This is a genomic window from Anaeromyxobacter sp. K (genome assembly GCF_000020805.1).
Taxonomy (GTDB): Bacteria; Myxococcota; Myxococcia; order Myxococcales; family Anaeromyxobacteraceae; genus Anaeromyxobacter; species Anaeromyxobacter dehalogenans.
This window is the reverse complement of the sequence record NC_011145.1, coordinates 192707-209004: the sequence shown is the minus strand read 5'-3', so window position 1 is coordinate 209004 and position 16298 is coordinate 192707. Positions and strand designations below refer to the sequence as shown.

Annotated in this window: 12 protein-coding genes; 4 read left to right on the top strand and 8 right to left on the bottom strand. The window is 77.8% G+C overall.

The annotated features are described in order from the left end of the window. Positions 1-10: 10 nt before the first annotated feature. Both ANAEK_RS00905 and ANAEK_RS00900 read left to right on the top strand, forming a co-directional pair. The gene (locus ANAEK_RS00905) at positions 11-1876 is read left to right on the top strand and encodes a sulfatase-like hydrolase/transferase (RefSeq protein ID WP_012524262.1); all 1866 of its coding nucleotides are present in this window, start codon (positions 11-13) and stop codon (positions 1874-1876) included. An 82-nt stretch (positions 1877-1958) separates the two neighbouring features. Continuing rightward, on the top strand, positions 1959-2492 hold the full coding sequence (locus ANAEK_RS00900) for a hypothetical protein (RefSeq protein ID WP_012524261.1): 534 nt from the start codon (positions 1959-1961) through the stop codon (positions 2490-2492). Between the two features lie 41 nt (positions 2493-2533). Here ANAEK_RS00900 and argB read toward each other — a convergent pair whose 3' ends face one another. After that, on the bottom strand, positions 2534-3352 hold the full coding sequence (gene argB, locus ANAEK_RS00895; protein WP_012524260.1) for an acetylglutamate kinase: 819 nt from the start codon (positions 3350-3352) through the stop codon (positions 2534-2536). After that, complete coding sequence (gene argC, locus ANAEK_RS00890) at positions 3349-4413, bottom strand: N-acetyl-gamma-glutamyl-phosphate reductase (RefSeq protein ID WP_012524259.1); 1065 nt, start codon at positions 4411-4413, stop codon at positions 3349-3351. Before argC ends, argB begins: the two co-directional genes overlap by 4 nt. A gap of 115 nt (positions 4414-4528) precedes the next feature. Here argC and ANAEK_RS00885 point away from each other — a divergent pair, with 115 nt between their 5' ends. Then, positions 4529-5677: a M20 family metallopeptidase gene (locus ANAEK_RS00885; protein WP_012524258.1), complete on the top strand. Its 1149-nt coding sequence runs from the start codon at positions 4529-4531 to the stop codon at positions 5675-5677. A gap of 102 nt (positions 5678-5779) precedes the next feature. On the opposite strand, the gene ANAEK_RS23575 is transcribed toward ANAEK_RS00885, so the two are convergent. From ANAEK_RS23575 to ANAEK_RS22950, 4 genes are all read right to left on the bottom strand, one after another. Further along, positions 5780-6451, bottom strand: coding sequence for a lipopolysaccharide assembly protein LapB (locus ANAEK_RS23575; RefSeq protein WP_012524257.1), 672 nt, complete (start codon positions 6449-6451; stop codon positions 5780-5782). A 67-nt stretch (positions 6452-6518) separates the two neighbouring features. Continuing rightward, positions 6519-7502 carry a transglutaminase domain-containing protein gene (locus tag ANAEK_RS00875; RefSeq protein WP_012524256.1) on the bottom strand — a complete coding sequence of 328 codons (984 nt, stop codon included), beginning with the start codon at positions 7500-7502 and terminating at the stop codon, positions 6519-6521. Beyond that, the gene (locus tag ANAEK_RS00870) at positions 7499-8161 is read right to left on the bottom strand and encodes a DedA family protein (RefSeq protein WP_012524255.1); all 663 of its coding nucleotides are present in this window, start codon (positions 8159-8161) and stop codon (positions 7499-7501) included. The genes ANAEK_RS00875 and ANAEK_RS00870 overlap by 4 nt, the downstream gene beginning before the upstream one ends. A gap of 71 nt (positions 8162-8232) precedes the next feature. Beyond that, the gene (locus tag ANAEK_RS22950; RefSeq protein WP_012524254.1) at positions 8233-8385 is read right to left on the bottom strand and encodes a lmo0937 family membrane protein; all 153 of its coding nucleotides are present in this window, start codon (positions 8383-8385) and stop codon (positions 8233-8235) included. Between the two features lie 101 nt (positions 8386-8486). On the opposite strand from ANAEK_RS22950, the gene ANAEK_RS00865 reads away from it, so the two are divergent. Continuing rightward, positions 8487-9677: a membrane protein gene (locus tag ANAEK_RS00865; protein ID WP_012524253.1), complete on the top strand. Its 1191-nt coding sequence runs from the start codon at positions 8487-8489 to the stop codon at positions 9675-9677. Here ANAEK_RS00865 and ANAEK_RS00860 read toward each other — a convergent pair. Next, positions 9655-14178 carry a translocation/assembly module TamB gene (locus ANAEK_RS00860; protein ID WP_012524252.1) on the bottom strand — a complete coding sequence of 1508 codons (4524 nt, stop codon included), beginning with the start codon at positions 14176-14178 and terminating at the stop codon, positions 9655-9657. The genes ANAEK_RS00865 and ANAEK_RS00860 overlap by 23 nt on opposite strands. Next, positions 14178-16211, bottom strand: coding sequence for an outer membrane protein assembly factor (locus tag ANAEK_RS00855; protein ID WP_012524251.1), 2034 nt, complete (start codon positions 16209-16211; stop codon positions 14178-14180). The genes ANAEK_RS00860 and ANAEK_RS00855 overlap by 1 nt, the downstream gene beginning before the upstream one ends. Positions 16212-16298: the final 87 nt, after the last annotated feature.

Genomic DNA, 16298 nt, shown 5'->3' with positions numbered 1-16298 from the left:
TCCGCGCCCGATGCTCCTGCACCCCGCTGGCGCGCCGCGGGGGGGCCCGTCCGGCCTCAGGTTCCCGGCGTTCCTCTGGGCGCTCCTCCACGTCCCCGTCTTCCTCGCGCTCTACGCGACGTCCATCGGGCAGGCCGTCCAGGCCACGCCCGCGCCGTACCGCGCCTGGCTCTGGCCCACCTTCCTCCCGCAGGCGCTGCTGCTCGCGCTGGTGGCGTTCGCGCTGGCGCTGCCGTTCTCGCTCGCCCCGCGCGCCTACCGCTTCGCGGTGGGGGCCGCGGCCGGGCTGCTCACCGGCGGGCTGGCGGTGGACGCGAAGGTGCTGCAGTCGGTCGGCTTCCACCTGAACGGCTTCTTCCTGCGGGTCATGCTGCAGCCGAACGCGCTCCGCGAGACCGGCGTGCCGCTCTCCGACGTGCTCCTGTTCCTCGGGGGTGCGCTCGCGCTGGTGGCGGTGGACGTCCTCGCCGGCGCCTGGTTCGTGCGCCGGTTCGCGGCCCCGGCGCGCCGCGCCTGGCCGTGGGCGCTCGCGCTCGTGCTGCTCTCGGCGGCGGAGCGGGTCTACGGCGGCGGGCTCACCTACTTCGCCGGGTCCTCGGTGTTCGCCGCCTCGACCACCCTGCCGCTCCAGGTGCCCATCCGCATGCAGGGCCTGGCGCGCTCGGTGTTCGGCGACCGCACCAACGATCCGTTCGAGGGCGCGAACGCCTCGAAGCGCCTGCCGGCCGGCGTGGACCCCGCCGAGCTCCGCTTCGAGCACCGGCCCGACGTCCTGTTCGTGGTGGCGGAGAGCCTGCCGGCCGAGCACCTCGACGCGCGCACCATGCCGCGGCTCTGGGCGCGCGCCGAGCACGGCGCGCGGTTCACCCGGCACTACGCCGCCGCCAGCTCCACCAACTACACGCTCTTCTCGCTCGTGTACGGGCTCCAGGCGCAGAAGCTCGAGGCGGTGGTCGGCGCGGGGCGCCAGCCGACGCTGTTCCCGGCGCTGCAGGAGAACGGCTACCAGGTGAAGGTGAGCGCGGCCTCCTGCGTGGACTGGATGGACCTGCAGAAGACCGTGTTCGGCGGGGTGTCGGATCTCGAGACCTGGTGCGACGGCAACGACCCGTCCACCCGCGACGCCCAGATGCTGAGGAGCGCCCGCGCCTTCACGGCGCGGGCCGACCCGGCGCGCCCGGTGTTCCTGTTCCTCTTCTTCTTCGGCACCCACTTCAACTACTTCCACGACCCCGAGGACCAGGTGTTCGCGCCGGCCTGGGACGGCGCCGGCGGCCTGAAGGCCACCCGCGCGCCCGGCGTGGAGATCGAGCACCGCGCCCGGAACGCGGCGCACGCGCTCGACCGCGCGCTGGACGCGTTCCTCGACGACTTCGCGCGGACCCGCGGACGCGAGCCGCTCGTCGTGTTCACCGGCGACCACGGCGAGGAGTTCCGGCAGAAGGGGCACCTCGGCCACGGCTCGGCGGTCACCGACGAGCAGATCCACGTGCCCGCGGTGTGGCTCGGGCCGGGCGTGCCGGCCGGCGTGCGCGACGCGGTCACCAGCCACGTGGACGTGGTGCCGACGCTGTTCTCGCTGCTCGGCGAGCGCCACCCGGCCTCGCTGTACGCCGACGGCCTCTCCATGTTCGAGGCGCCCGAGGATCGCTTCGTGGTCTCGACGGTGGGCTGGGAGCCGCGCTACGCCGCCATCGGCAAGGACCTGAAGGTCACGATGTACGCCGGCATGGGCGGCGCGCAGATCACCGACCCCGACGACCGGCCGCTCCCCGACGGGCCGGCCCGGATGGCCCGGCAGGCCGGGCGGATCCTGCGCGCGCTCCGGGGCGAGGCCGAGCCCGCGCCCCGCGCCGCCGCCGCGCCGGCGCCCTGATCGCGTCGGGGCATACCCGCTCCCACACGCGTCGCCGGCCGCCGCCTCGACGGACGCTCCGGGCCCATGCTCTGCTCCGGGCATGCGCCGGCTCGCCCTCGCCGCCCTGGCCCTGTCGCTCGCGTCCGCCTGCGCCTCGCGGGAGGGGCTGTGGCGCTACCGGGAGGAGGGCACGTTCGGCGACGGCGCCCCGCCGCTCCACGCCGAGCCCATCGGCGGCGGCGCCGAGTACCGGCTCGTGTCGGCCTCGCTCGGCGAGGCGGACCTGTCGCTGGAGCGCAGCGTGGCGGCGCTCGGCGACGCGCCGGTGCGGGTGGACCTGGGGCGGGTGCGCCTGCGCTCGGCGAGCGGCGAGGAGCTGCCGCTGGTGCGCGCCTGCCTGCTGGAGGCGACCCCGCGCTGCGCCGCGGGCGGCGCCTCGCGCGGCTTCGTGGCCACGCTCTCGCCCGGCGAGGTGGTCCGGTTCCGCGCCGACTTCGGCCCGGTGGACGGCCTCGGCCCGGATCGCGCGCCGAACGCGGAGGTGCTGAAGGTGACGCTCTCCGAGGAGGGCGTGTACGTGGGCGGCCGCCTCCAGCCGGTCACGGTGGTGCTGGAGCGGGTGCCGGCGCGCTAGGCGCGCGGGACGCGGCGGGGAAGGTGGGGCGCAGCCCCGCGCTACTCGCCCACGAGCACCGTGCCCGCCGACCCGGGCTCGAGCACCGCGGCCTCGAGGTCGCCGGGCGCGAGCTTCCCGAGGATCACCACCGACCTCGCGCCGCCGCGCAGCACCTCGAACGACTCCTCCAGCTTCGGGATCATGCCGCCGGAGATGGTGCCGTCCGCCACCAGCCGCTCGAACTCGGCGCGGGTGATGCGCGGGATGCGGCTCGAGGGATCCTTCACGTCGCGGAGCACGCCCGGGGTGGAGGTGACGAGCACGAGCGCGTCGGCGCGGAGCGCGCCGGCGAGCTGGCTCGCCACCGTGTCGCCGTTGATGTTGAGCGCCTGGCCGGCGTCGTCGCAGCCCAGGCACGCCAGCACCGGCACGTAGCGCCGCTCGAACAGGTCGCCGAGGAGCGGCAGGTTGAACCCGACCACGTCGCCCACCAGGCCGAGGTCCACCGGCTCCGGCCCGGCGCCCTGCATCACCCGCGGCGGCCGGCGGGTGGCCTGGATGGCGTGGCCGCTCGCGCCGTGCAGCCCCACCGGCATGACGCCGTTCGCGAGCAGGCGGCCGCACAGATCGACGTTGAGCCGCCCGGCCACCACGTACTTCATCACCTCGAGGGTGGCCTCGTCGGTGAAGCGCCGGCCGGCGACCATGCGCGTCTCGAGGCCGAGCCGCTTCTGGAGCGCGGTCGCCTGCGGGCCGCCGCCGTGGACGATGGCGACCCGGTTCCAGCCGTCGACGAGCGTGCGCAGGTCGCGCGCGACCAGGTCGAGCTCCGGGGAGTGGACGATCTCGCCGCCGAGCTTGAGGACGATGGTCTTCATGGAGGCCAGGGGCCGGGATCGGCGAGCGAGGCCTTCTCGTCGAGCCCGAGCACGAGGTTCATGTTCTGGATGGCCTGGCCCGCCCCGCCCTTCACCAGGTTGTCGGTCGCGCCGAACAGGGTGACGGTGCGCCGCCCCCGGAGCGCCGGCCCCACCGCCACGCCCACCTCGGCGTAGTTCGAGCCGGACACCGCCGCGACCTCCGGCAGCCGCCTGCGCGGGACGCGCACGAACGGCTCGCCCGCGTACGCCTCGCGGTAGAGCCGGTCGAGCCGGTCCTGCGTCCACTCCTCCGGCAGCTCCAGGAACGCGGTGGCGAGGATGCCGCGGGAGAGCGGCGCCGACACCGGCACGAAGCGCAGCGCGAGGTCGCGCGCGCCCGCGGCGGCGAGCGTCTCGGTGATCTCCGGGACGTGCTGGTGCTCGAGCGGCTTGTAGGTCTTGAGATTTCCGGCGCGGACCGGGTGGTGCGTGCCGGCCGAGGGCGCCACCCCCGAGCCGGAGGATCCGGTGATGCCCTGAACGTGGACCACGCCCTCGAGCAGCCCGGCGCGCGCGAGCGGCAGGAGCGCGAGCTCGATGGTGGTGGCGAAGCAGCCGGGCGAGGCGACGAAGCGCGCGGACCGGATGCGCTCCCGGTTCAGCTCGGGCAGGCCGTAGACGAAGTCGGCCAGCCGCTCCGGGCAGGGGTGGACGTGCTTGTACCAGCGCTCGTACGCGGCGGCGTCCTTCAGCCGGAAGTCGCCGCTCATGTCCACGACCTTCACGCCGGGCAGCGCGGCGAGCTCCGGCACCTTCGAGGCCGCCACCGTGTGCGGCAGGCCGAGCAGGACCACGTCCATGCCCGCGGCGGCCTGCGCCGGGGGGATGCCCTCGAACGTGAGGTCGGTGACCGCCTCCAGCGCCGGATCGGCGGCCGAGAGCGGCTCGCCCACGAAGTCGATGGACGCGACGCGGACCAGCTCCACGTCGGGGTGGACGAGGAGCCGGCGGATCATCTCCGCCCCGCCGTAGCCCGAGCCGCCGATGACCGCGGCCTTGAAGCGCTTGCCGGTCGCCATGCGCCGCCCTTATACCGGGAGCGCCCTCGCCCGGCCAGCGCCGACGCGCCGCCCGCGCGGGCTTTGCCCCGCGCGCCCGCCGCTGGCGGGCGTCGCCGGGCCGGGGACGACACGGATGGCCGCTCGCATCGAGGACGCGCTCACCTGGCTGCAGGGACAGCGCGGCGCCATGGAGGCGCTGCTGGAGCGCCTGGTGGCGCAGAACTCCTTCACGCAGAACCGCGCCGGCGTCGAGGCGGTCGCGAACGTGGTGGCGGGGCAGCTCCGCACGCTCGCCCTGGACGTGGAGCTGCGCCCCTCGCACCACTACGGCCCGCACGTCCTGTTCACCGGCCGCGCCGCGGGCGCGCCGGTGTTCCTGCTCGGCCACACCGACACGGTGTTCCCGCCGGGCACGTTCGAGGGCTTCCGCCGGGACGGCGACCGGGCGCGGGGGCCGGGCGCCTTCGACATGAAGGGCGGCATCGTGGCGATGCTGTTCGGGCTGGCCGCGGCGAAGCGCGCCGGGCTGCTGGAGCGGGTCGCGGTGCGGGGCGTGCTCGTCTCCGAGGAGGAGGTGGGCTCCCCCGAGTCGCAGGCGGTGATCCGCGCCCACGCGGCGGGCGCCGCCTGCGCGCTCGGCTTCGAGTCCGGGCGCCCGGGCGACCTGGTGGTCACCCGCCGCAAGGGCGTGGCGTCGGTGCGGGTCGAGGCGCGCGGGGTGGCGGCGCACTCCGGCAACGAGCACGAGAAGGGCCGGAGCGCGATCTGGTCGCTGGCGCGGTTCGTGGACCGCGCCCAGTCGCTCACCGACTACGCGCGCGGGCTCACCGTGAACGTGGGGACCATCGCCGGCGGCACCACCAAGAACACCGTGCCGGCCTCGGCCTCGTGCGAGGTGGACCTGCGCTTCGAGACGGTGGCGGACGGGCAGGCGCTGCGCGAGGCGGTGGAGGCGGCCGCGCGGGAGGCCGCCATCCCCGGGACGGAGCTCGAGGTGACCGCGGGCGCCTGGCGCGATCCGCTGGAGCGCACCCCGGCCTCGTCGGCGCTCGCGAAGGAGTACGGCGACTGCCAGCGCGAGTGCGGCCTGGGCCAGGGCGAGGCCCCGCTCGCCGGAGGCGGCTCCGACGCCTGCACCACCGGCGCGCTCGGCATCCCGACCATCGATGCGCTCGGCCCCCGCGGCAAGGCGTTCCACACGCCCGGCGAGGAGGTGGACCTCGGCTCGCTGGTGCCGAAGGCGAGCGCGCTGGCGCGCTTCCTGGCGCGGCGCGCCGGCTGACCGCCGCCGTCGCCCCCCGCCCGCGGGCACCTCGCGCGAGCCCGCGAACGCGGCGGCGCGAGGTCGCGGGCCCCGCGCACCAGCGGACGGGTCCGCCGCCCCTCAGGCGGCGGCGCCGCGGCGCAGCCAGCGCCAGAGCCGCGAGGGCGTCGGCGAGAGCCGCAGCGCGAGCGCGCGGGCCGCGGCGCGGGTGCGCCCGCCGGTCCGCTCCGCCAGCCCCTCCAGCAGCCGGACCGCGTCGCGGCGGCGGCCGGAGCGCGCCCACGCGCGCGCGAGGAGCAGCGTGGCCTCGCCGTGCCAGGGCTCGAGCCGCCCCGCCGTGTGCAGCAGCCGCTCCGCCGGGCCGAGCGCGCGCGCCGCGAGCAGCGTGCGGCCGCCGCGCACCAGCGCCGCCACCGCGTCGGCGCGCCGCCCGCGCGACAGCTCCAGGTTCGCCATCTCGTCCCACAGGGCGTCGTCGCGCGGGAACGCCTCGGTGGCCTGCGCCAGCACCGCCAGCGCGCGGTCCACGAAGCCGGCGCGGCGGTGCCCGTCGATGGCGGCGCGGAAGCTGCGCAGCGCCCCGTCGCGATCGCCGCGCGCGGCGAGCAGCGGCGCCACCTTGCCGTGGACCGCGAGGTCGTCCGGGTGCTGCGCGAGCACGCGCTGGTACAGCGCCACCGCCTTGCGGCGGCGGCCGCGCGCGCGGGCCCGGTCGGCGAGCGCGAGCGTCGCGGTGCGGTCGATGGTGGGCGGGGCCTTGCGGGCGGGGCGATGGGCGGTGCGGCTGCGCACCGGCGAATCCTACGCTGCGTCCGCCCGGTCCGGAACGGCGGCGTTCCACGGCGAGTGGGCGCGGCGCCTACCTCACCCGCCCCCGTCCCCAGCAGGCGAGGATCTCGCGACCCGCGGCGGCGCGCGCGGCCTCGTCACCCATCGTGAACCGCGCCACCGTGAAGCGCGGCCCCCGCGCGGGCGCCTCGCCGAAGGCCGGGTCGATCGCGATCCAGCCGGACGGCCCGCGCACCTCCGCCCAGGCGTGCCAGGTGAAGCCGGCCCCGTCGTGCGCCACGCCCACCGCCTGGCGCGCCTCGAGCCCGGCGCGCCGCGCCGCCGCGATCCAGGCGGCCGCCTGCGCCCGGCAGTCGCCCGGCCCCGGCCGCGCGGGCGGGGCCGTGGCGGGCGGCGGGGCCGGCGCCGGCGCGTCCACCGCGCGCCCGCAGAACGCGCGGGCGCGGCCCGGATCGGCCGGGCCGGCCACGCGGACCGGCAGCCGCGGCGCCCGGGCCGGCGGCGCGGCCGCGGGATCGCGGACGAAGCGCGCGCCCTGCTCCGGGAGCCGCACCTCGTCGGGGAAGCCGTCCGGGCCCGGGCGCACCTCCTCCCGCTCGCCCAGCACGTCGAGCACGACCGCCCCGTCCGCCAGCGCCGGCCCGGCGCAGGCGAGGCCGGCGCGCCCGCCCTCCTCGTCGAAGGCGGCGAGGCACGCCGCCGTCCCCCGGGCCGCGCCCGCCGACGGCGCGAGGAGCGCCAGCTCCGCCGCCGACGCCGGCACCCGCCCCCGCGGCGCGCTCGCCGCCCGCGGCGCGCCGTCCTCGGTCCGGCGCACCGCACCCACGAGCCGCCCCTCGCGATCCACCTCCGCCTCGATCCGGCGCACCCGCACCGCGCCGCCGGCCTCCTCCGGCGCGCGCAGCCACGTGCCGAAGCTCAGGACGCACCGCGCCCCGGCGCAGGCGACTCGCAGCTCCGCCGCGCCCACCGGCTCGCCGGAGAGCTCGACGCGGTAGCGCGCCTGCCCCTCCGGCAGCGCCGCGAGCAGCGCCGCCGCCGCGAGCGCGATCACGCCTCCTCCTCCCGGTCCGCCGCGGCGCGGCGCCGGGCGGCCCGGCGCCAGGCGAGCCCGAGGACCCAGAGCAGCGCGCAGGCGGCGAGCGCGGCCCAGGCCGCGTTCGTGTACCGCTGCACGAGCTGGATGAGCTCCTCCTGGTTGTGCGCCAGGAACGCGCCGGCCGCGAGCAGCACCGCGTTCCAGAGCGCGGCGGACAGGCCGCCGAGGAGGAGCACGCGGCGGAGCGGGATCCGCGACGCGCCCGCGCCGATGAAGATGAAGGCCCGGACGCCCGGCAGGAACCGGTTCGCCACGAGCAGCCACCCGCCCCAGCGCCGGTAGCTCGCCTCGAACCGCGCCAGCCGGCGGGCCTGGAGCGAGAGCGCGCCGTGGCGGGCGGCGCGCGCGTCCAGCCGCCGCCCGAGCGCCGCACCGACCCGATGGTCGAGCCACGCGCCCGCCAGGCCGCCGGCGGTGACCGAGACGAACGTGACCGGCCAGGAGATGGCGCCCTCCACCGCGTACCAGGCGCCGAGGACCACCAGCAGGTCGCCGGGGAACGGCGGGAACACGTACTCGACCAGCGTGGCGAAGAACAGGATCCCCGGCGCGTACGGTCCGGTGGTCGAGACGAGCGCGGCGAGCGCGTCGGCGAGGCGCTGGAGCGGGGTCACCGGCGCGCGATGTTACCCGAGGCGCGCGGGCGGCGCGCCGCCCGTGCGGCACCCCGTCCCGCGGCCGCCCGTCAGGTGACCGTCCGGTGACGGCCCCGGACGAAGCCCAGCACGTAGAGCACCAGCGCCGCGACGAGGAGCAGGTGGATGGCGCCCACCGTCACCTTGAACGCGAGCGAGACGATCCAGACGAGCAGCAGCACCGACGCCAGCAGCCAGAGCATCGCGACCTCCTCGTCTCATGTTCGGCCCTGGGCCGCGCCCGCGCCCGGCCGGCCGCCTTCCCCGCCGGCGCCCGCCCGCCGCGTGCTAACGTCGCGCCCGCGTGACCTCCCGGGCCCGGCTCCTCACCTTCGGCCTCGCCGCTGCCTGGCTGGCGATCGGCTACCTGAACGTCGCGCGCGGGGCCTCGCACGCCGGCGCGGGCTACCGCTTCTGGTCGTTCCAGCACCACTGCTACTCCGACGTCATCGCCCTGCACGGCGACCGCTACCTGGGCGGCGGCCGGCCGCTGCCGTACCTCGAGGATCGCATCGAGTACCCGGTGCTGCTCGGGATCGCGCTCTGGCTCCCCAGCTTCGCGCCGGGCGGCGCGCTCGGGCACTTCACCGTGAGCTACGCCTTGCTGGCGCTGTGCCTGTTCGCGGCGCTGCTCGCGCTGGAGCGGCTGCCCGGGGCGCGCCCGTTCTGGCTCGGGGCGACGCCGGCGCTCGTGTTCTACGCCGGGCTGAACTGGGATCTCCTGCCGATCGCGCTCCTCTGCGGGGCGCTGCTCGCGCTCGCGCGCGACCGGCCCGGCGCGGGCGGGGCGCTCACCGCCCTCGGCACCTCGGCGAAGCTGTTCCCGGGCGTGCTCGCCCCGCCGGCGCTCCTCGCGCTCGCCGGCGACGGGGCGCGCGCGCCGCTGCTCCGCTTCGGCGCCGGCCTCGCCGCCGCGCTCCTCGCGGTGAACCTGCCCTTCGCGCTCGCCGCGCCGGCGGGCTGGAGCTGGTTCTTCCGCTTCAACGCCGGGCGCGGCGCCGAGAACTCGATCTGGGACGCGCTGGGGGTGGGGCGCGGGCCGCTGCTCGAGGTCCTCTCCACCGGGCCGATGCTCCTCGCGGTGGCGCTCGCCTGCGCCGCCGCCTGGCGCGCCGCGCGGTCGGGGGGCGACGCCGGGCGGGCGGTGCGGCTCGGGGTGGCGCTCGCGCTCACCGCCTGGATCGCCACGAACAAGGTCTGGAGCCCGCAGTACGCGCTGTACGGGTTCCTGGCCGGCGCGCTCGCCGCTGCCCCCGCCGGCCTGTTCCTCGTGCTCTGCGCGGCCTCGGTGGCCGACTTCCACATCGCGTTCGAGGTCCGGGCGCGGCGCTGGGAGCCCTGGTTCCGGGACCACGTGTTCCACCCGGACGGCGTGGTGCGCTCGCTGCTCTGGCTCGCGCTCGCCGCCTGGATCGCGCGCGAGCTGTGGCGCTGCGCGCGGCCCGCGCCGGCGGAGGCGCGTGCGGGGGCGGTCAGTAGTCCCTCGACCAGATGAGGCTGGCGCCGCCGGACTGCGCGTCGCCGTAGCGCGACTCGAACGTCCAGCGGCGGGTGATCTGGTACTCCACCCGCACCTCGTTCACGTTCTGGCCCTGCTCGAGCTGCACGTCGAAGCGGCGGGTGTAGCCGACGTAGATCTTGTCGGTGACGTACTTGCCGGCGCGCAGCGCGCCCGCGTCGACCGCCACCGTGTCGAGCGGGAGCTTGTCGGCGACGAGGTTTTTGAACGCCTGGGTCGCGACCGCGCCCAGGGCGGCCCGGCCCGCCTCCTCGCCGGTGAGCGTCCCCACCCCGCCGGAGCCGGGCTTCAGCTCGGTGCGGCCGGTGGCGATGAGCAGCGCGATCTGCCCGTCGTCCATGGGCGGCTGCGAGGAGAGGCGGATCTCCGGATCGGAGACCGGCCCGGCCACCGCCACCGTCACCTTGGCGACCGGGTTGTCGTACGTCGCCTCGACGTCGAGCAGCGCCGCCCTGGGCGGGCCGCCGGTGAACGTCACCTTGCCCCGCTCGATCTGGAAGTTGCGGCCGCCGATGGGCTCCACCTCGCCGCGGACCACCTCGATGGTGCCGGTGGCGAAGTCGTTCGCGCCGGAGAGCTCGTACGTGACGTTCGCCTTCAGCTCGACGCGGATGCGCGGGTTGTCGCTCACCACCATGAGCCGCCCCGGCGCGACCAGCTGGGCGGTGAGCGTGAACGGCCGCTCCCCCGGCCCGCGCGGCACCGGCAGCGGCGCGCGCTTCGGCTCCGGCTGGCGCCCGACCACGATGTCGCGGCGGCGCTCGAGCGGCTGGAGCGCACGGGGGGCGCGCTTCGGCAGCCGGATGGTCCCGCGCGGCACGGTGAGCTTCACCTGCAGCGCCCCGGGCTGGTAGCCGCCGGTCGCGTCCACCTGCAGGTCGAGCGTCGCGAGCTCCATGCCGGCGCGCATGATGGGCAGCTCGCGGCTGACGATCCGGCCCTCCAGGCGCGCGTCCGGCCCGCCCATCCCGCGCAGCGCGCCGTGCGCCTCGAACGACCCGTGCGCCCGGCGCGCCGCCACCCGGCGGATCTCGACCGCGTCGTCGGTGACGGACGCGTCCACCTCGATCTGCGTCCAGTCGCCGTACTCCGAGACCGCCAGCCGCCCGTCGGCGAGCCGCACCGTCCCGCGCGGCGACGGGCGCGCGAGCGGGCCGCGCGCGGTCACGTCCGCCTGGAGCTTCCCGGAGGCGGTCCGCACCCACCCGGACAGCACCGCCGGCAGGAAGCCGAGGTCGAGGTCGCGGGCCCGCAGCGCGAGCTCCGCCGGCGCGCGGCGCAGGTCGGCGGCGCGGGTGTCGAGGCCGAGCGGCGCGTCCACCGCCGCGGTCGCCTCCAGCGTGCCGCCGGCCCTCGCCGCGAGCGTCACCCGGGCGCTGCCGCGCCCGTCCGCCCAGCGCGCCTGGGAGGTCACGTCGCCGAGCGGCCGGCCCTCGATCTGCAGCCCGCGCCCCTCCGCCTCGAGCGCGAGCCGGGGGGCGGCGAGCGTCCCGTCCGCGGTGAGCCGCGCGTCCACCGTCCCCTCGACGAGGAGCGTGCTCGTGGAGGTGCGGGCGAGCGACGCGTGCGGCACCACCAGCACCACCGAGAGCGGCGCGCTCCGCAGCCCCCCGCGCGCCAGCAGCCGCTCCGGCGCCGCCGCGAGCGACCCCTCGCCGCGCAGCACCTCCTCGCCGCCCATGGCGAGGCGGACGGTGGCGCCCACCCGGTGCGCGCCGGCCTCCGCCTCGAGCGCCACCCCCAGCCCGCTCACCCCGCTCGCGGCCCCGCCCTCCACCTGGAACGCAGCCCGCCCGCGCGGGGCCGAGAGCGTCCCCTCCAGCCGCGCGTCGCCGCTCAGCCGGCCGGCGAGGTCGTCCGGCAGGCCCAGCCGCCCCGCCAGCGCCGCGAGGTCCAGCCCCGGCACCCGCGCGTCCACCGCGGCGTGCCCGGCGCGGAGCGCGCGGATCGCGGCGGCGGGCCGGGTGAGGAGGTCGGACAGGTCGAGCGGCGCCTCGCCGCGCACCGAGACCGCCGGACGCCCCTCCAGCGTCGCCTCGAGCCTGGCCGTGAGCCGCTCGCCCGGCGCCTCCGCCGTGAGCCCGAGGCCGATGGCCGACAGGTCGTCCCAGGCGCCGCCGGTGAGCGAGGCCTCGGCCCGGAGCGAGGGCGCGCCGATCGCCCCCTCCAGCGCGACCTCGAGCGCCACCTCGCCGCTCGCCGGCAGCGCCGCGCCGGCCGCCTGCAGGATGGGGCCGAGCGGCAGCGCCTCCCCGCGGACGCGGGCCGACACCGGCTCGCCCGGGCGGCCCTGCAGCGGCAACGGCAGGTCGAGGCGCACGTCGGCGGTGCCGCCCGCCCCGCGCGCCGCCGACAGGTCCAGCCGGGCGCGCCGGGCGCCGCCGTCCCAGGCCGCGTCGGCGACGGCGCGCAGCCCGTCGAGCCCGCGGAACCGTCCCCCGGCGAGCGTGAGGTGCGCCTGCGCCACCGGCCGGCGCGTGGTGCCGGAGACCGACGCCTGCGCGCTCAGCTCGCCCGCCAGCCCGGCGCCGCTCGGGAGCACCCCCACCGGCAGCCCCTCGAGGCGCAGCGCCTCGACCTCGGCCCGGGCGTCGAGCGCGCCGCGCGCCCCGATCCCGCCCTCCAGCCGGATGCGCTGGGCGCCGGAGGCGAGCTCGAGCCGGTCCACCCGCGGGCCGGTGAGGGACAGCCGCGCCGGCGCGGTGAGCGCGTAGCGGGTGCCCGGGTACGCGATGGCGAGCTCGCGGAGGATCACCTCGTCGCCGCGCTCGGTGCGGAGCGCGCGCGCCTGCACCGCCACCGGCTCCCGCCCCAGCGCCGGGACGTCCGCCGAGGCGTCCAGCCGCGCGTCCGCCGCCGCCAGCTCCGCGTCGAGCAGCAGCGCGCGCGCCAGCTCGGCCCCGCCGCTGCGCACCCGGTCGGCGGTGAGGTGCAGCCGGCCGGTGACGGCCCGGAACGGCCCGGCCACGTGCCCGCTCCCCTTCGCCCCGTCGAGCGCGAAGCTCCCCACCGCGAGGTGCGGCCCCTCCACGGTGCCGTCCAGCACCGGGGCGCGCGAGGTGCCGGAGAGCGTCGCCTCGACCCGCGCCCGTCCGGCGAGCGGCGGCAGCGCCTGGCCCAGCAGGCGCTCCAGGTTCGCGGCGAGGCGCGCCAGGTCGCCGGCGTCGGCGGAGACGCGGCCGGAGACCCCCGCCCCCTCGCGCCAGCGGCCCGACCCGAGCAGCGCCACCCCCGGCGCCTGCAGCGTGAGCCGCTCCACCTCCCAGCTGCCGCGGTCGGCGCGGGCCGTCAGCTCGCCCGGGCCGAGCTCCCCGCCGCGCACGGTCGAGCGCGAGAGCGACACCTGGGCGCGGCCGCGCAGGTCGTCGAGGGTCGTGCCGGACAGCCCGCCGCGCGCCCGCAGCGTGACCGCGCCGCGCGGCAGGCCCGACCAGATCCGGGAGGGGTCGAGCGCGTCGAGCGCCACCTCGGCGCCGAGCGAGCGGGATCCGTCGAGCCGCACCGCCACCGCCGCGTCGCCGCCGCCCCGCGACTCCCCGGCCCGCGGCGCCACGTGCAGCGCCGCGGTGGCGACGTCCCCGTCCGACTCGGCGTAGCCCGCCGCGGCGAGGTCGCCGCCCAGCGCCACCTCCGGCGCGAGCGCGCGGAGCTTCTCCGAGTCCACCCCGAGCCGCGTGATCGCCAGCCGCCCGCTGCGCCGGGCGAGGTCTCCCTCCCCGATCGCCTCCAGCACGGTGTCCCCGTGGCGGGCGCGGAGCACCGAGACCCGCAGGACGTCGCCGTCGCGCGCCAGGCGCACGTCGAGCGCGAGCGCGCCCGGCACCGGCACGTCGGCCGCGCCCCGCAGCCGGAGCTGCACCCGTGCCCGCCGCGGCCCGATCACGCCGCGGGCGTCGAGGTCGAGCGCCTGCGCCTCGAGCCGCGTGGCCCCCTCGCCGTCCACCCACCACAGGTCGCCGCCGCGCAGCGTGAGCCGCTCCACGCGCAGCGTCCAGCCGGACCCGTCGTCCCGCGGCGCGGGGGCGCCGGGCGGGCGCGGCGGCGAGGGGTGGCTGGGGGCGAAGGCCCGCGCGATGGACAGCCCGCCCTCGCCCTCCTCGACGAGCACCGAGGGCCGGTCCAGCTCGGCGGTGACGCCGATCACCCGGTTGCGGAGCCGGGTCAGGTCGGCGAACACCGCGGCGCGCCCGACCTCCAGCACCAGCCGGCCCTCCGGGTCGAACACCCGCAGGCCGTGCAGCTCGATGCCGCCCTGCGGCAGGACCGTGATCCGATCGAGCTGGAAGCTCCCTGCCAGCGCGTCGTCGGCGATCCGCACCAGCGCGTTCGCCACCACCGGGCGCCCCACCCCCCACGACGCGTACAGGATCGCCGCGGACAGCGCCACGCCGGCGAACGCGGCGAGCCCGAGCAGGAGCCAGCCCACCGCGCCGGCGACGGCCCCGATGGCGGCGGCGATCGAGGCCCCCCGGCGCACTAGAACGCCTCGCCGATGGAGAGGTGGAACGCGATCCAGGGCTCGCGGTGCGTGGCCGGCACGGTGCCCACCAGGTTGCCGGCCTTGTCGTAGATGGGCGCGCCGGCGTTCTCGACGCTCGGCACCGTCGGGAAGCGCTGGTGGAAGGGCACGCCGGCGGCGAGGTTGGTGGGGAGCTGCACGCCCACGTCGAAGCGCACCGGGCCGAACGGCGTCCGGTAGCGCAGGCCCAGGCCGCCCGCCCACTGGACCTGGGTCGGGTCGAGCACGTCGCGGTAGGCGGTGGGGACGCCGGAGGGGCGCGAGACGTTGCCGCCGTCCACGAACAGCGCCGCGCCCCAGCTCCGCGTCAGGTCGAGGCGCAGCTCCAGCGAGCCGTCGGCGAGGCCGTTGCCGCCCACCGGCACCCAGTCGCCGTCGCGCAGCACCATGGGGGCGAGGCGGCCGGTGTAGTAGCCGCGCATCGACTGCGGGCCGCCGGCGGTGAAGCGGGCCACGATGGGCGGCTCGCCGGCCTGGTTCACCGGGACGAGCGCGCCCACCCGGGCGCGGGCGGCCAGCACCAGCTTCTGGCCCAGCGGCACGAAGCCGCGCGCCTCGGGCAGGAAGCGCAGGTAGCGGTACCCGTAGCCGCCGACGTTGAAGCCCTCCTGCACCGCCACCATCACCCACACGCCGCGGCGCGGGTTGAGCGGGTCGTTGCGCCCGTCCCAGCCCACCCGCTGCTCCAGGTAGGACAGCAGGCACACGCTCCCCTGGCAGTTCTGCAGCTCCGGCCCCTGCTTCGCCGGCTGCGTGGGATCGAACGTGCTCACCGCGTTCTGGAGCTGGTAGACCTCCAGGTTCCAGCTGGGCACCAGCGTCAGGCGGCGGGCGAGGCGGAACGGAAACCCCACCCGCAGCCGCTCCGACCAGAAGTCGTACGCCTGCTCCAGGCCGCGCTCGATCTCGAGCCGCGCGGTGGCGTCGATGCGGCGGCTGATGGCGCCGGGCTGCGAGAACTCGGCGGTGGCGAGCGCGATGGGCCCCTCCTTCCGCGGCCGCGCCACCAGCCAGGCGTACCCGGCGCGCAGCTCCAGCTGCAGCTTGCGCAGGTCCCCCATGAAGTTGCGGTGGCTCCAGCCCACCGTGCCGTTCACGTCCCAGCGGGTGTTCGCCTGCACGCCCACGCCCGGGCCGGCGCGGAGCGTCCGGAACGGCACCTCGCGCACCGCCACCACGATCGGCACCACCGCGCGCTGCGGGTCGGGGGCGCCGCGGGTGACGCGCACCGCGCCGAACACGCCCAGGTCGAAGACCCGCGCCTGCGCCTTCGCCAGCCGGTCCTCCTCGAACCAGTCGCCGGGGTGGATCTCGATGCCGGCCTGCTCGCGCACCCGGTCGCGCGGCACCGCGGCGGTGCCCGCCACGAACACCGGGCCAAACCGGTAGCGGGTGCCCGGCGTCACCTCGTAGCGGACCTCGGCCGCGTGCTCGGCGGGCAGGATCTGGGCGCGCTGCGTCACCGCGCCGTCCGCCCAGCCGGTGTTGCGGAGCGCGTGGAGCAGCGCGCCGCGGGCCCCGTCGTAGTCGCGCTCGGTGAACCGCTCGCCGGGGCGGATCGGCAGCGCGCCGACGCGGGCCTTCGCCTCGGGGGCGGCGTCGAGGCCCGAGACCTCGACGCTCCGGACGAGGATGGGCTCGCCCTCCTCCACCCGCATGACGACCTTCGCCCGGCCCGGCCCGTCGGGCCGCACCTGCACGTCCACCACCTTCGCGTCGTAGAAGCCGCGCTCGCGGTAGTAGGCCTCGACGCGCTTGCGGTCCACCGCGAGCGCGTCGGCGTCGAGCCGCCGCGCCTCCTGCCAGGCCCAGCGGTCGGAGGGCTGGGTGGCGAGCTTCTCGGCGATGTCGTCCGCGTCGAGCGCGTGGGTGCCCTGGATCTCCAGCCCGTACAGGACCGGCTCCTCGCCGGGCTTCGCCCGCGCGGCCATGCACCCGGCGGCGGAGAGCGCGAGCAGCGCGACGAGCGGCAGGGCGAGGCGTCGGGGCACGGGCGCACGGGATCATGGCACACCCGGTGCGCGGGCGCCGGCCGGAAACGGGCGGCGCGCGGCGCGCGGATGGGGCTCGCACGGTGG